This is a genomic window from Halomicronema sp. CCY15110 (assembly GCF_016888165.1).
Taxonomy (GTDB): Bacteria; Cyanobacteriota; Cyanobacteriia; order Phormidesmidales; family Phormidesmidaceae; genus Halomicronema.
The window spans coordinates 1-529 of record NZ_JACSWC010000088.1 but is presented as its reverse complement, the minus strand read 5'-3'; the positions used below and the strand labels follow the sequence as shown (position 1 = coordinate 529).

General features: G+C 54.6%; 2 protein-coding genes. Both read left to right on the top strand.

All coding sequences use genetic code 11. The annotated features are described in order from the left end of the window. The first annotated feature begins 45 nt into the window (after positions 1–45). The gene (locus JUK32_RS01090; RefSeq protein ID WP_204137016.1) at positions 46–291 is read left to right on the top strand and encodes a hypothetical protein; all 246 of its coding nucleotides are present in this window, start codon (positions 46–48) and stop codon (positions 289–291) included. Beyond that, positions 288–529 (top strand): hypothetical protein (locus tag JUK32_RS01085; RefSeq protein ID WP_204137015.1); only part of this gene is annotated, 242 nt, incomplete at its 3' end. The genes JUK32_RS01090 and JUK32_RS01085, both read left to right, overlap by 4 nt.

Here is a 529-nt window from a genome sequence, read left to right as displayed (position 1 = left end):
TAGCCGCCCCCTTGCCTGGAATCCGAGCGATTCCCCGTTTGCCCTATGCAATCTGCCGACACCCAGCGAGTCGAAGCATTTATTGAAAAATGGCGTCATTCGGAAGGCAATGAAGATGCCAATGCCAAGCCTTTTTTTAGCGAACTTTGTCAGGCATTGGATGTCGATGGCCCACCGCCCAAAGGCAGCCCCGGCAGCGATGACTATTGTTTTGAAAGGGCGATCAAGTTTTACAGCCAAAAGGGCAGAGCCGTAAGCGCGCCGATTTTTATAAGGCCGACTGCTTTTTGATTGAGGCGAAGCAGGGCAGCTACAGCAGTCACAAAGGTCATGGCAAGCGCGGCACGAATGCCTATCGCGATGCCATGCAGGGAGCGTTTAACCAAGCCCGGCAATATATCCAACTGCTCGATGCGCCCGCACTGCCGCCGTTTTTGATCACCTGTGACATCGGCTCACACTTTGAGATTTGGGAGGGCTTTAGCGGGGAATATGGCAGCTACGGTGCCCGTGAGCGGGTGAACCTGGC

Excerpts from the sequence above, each read along its gene's own strand:
- JUK32_RS01090 (WP_204137016.1), top strand. The coding sequence starts at position 46 with ATGCAATCTGCCGACACCCAGCGAGTCGAAGCATTTATTGAAAAATGG.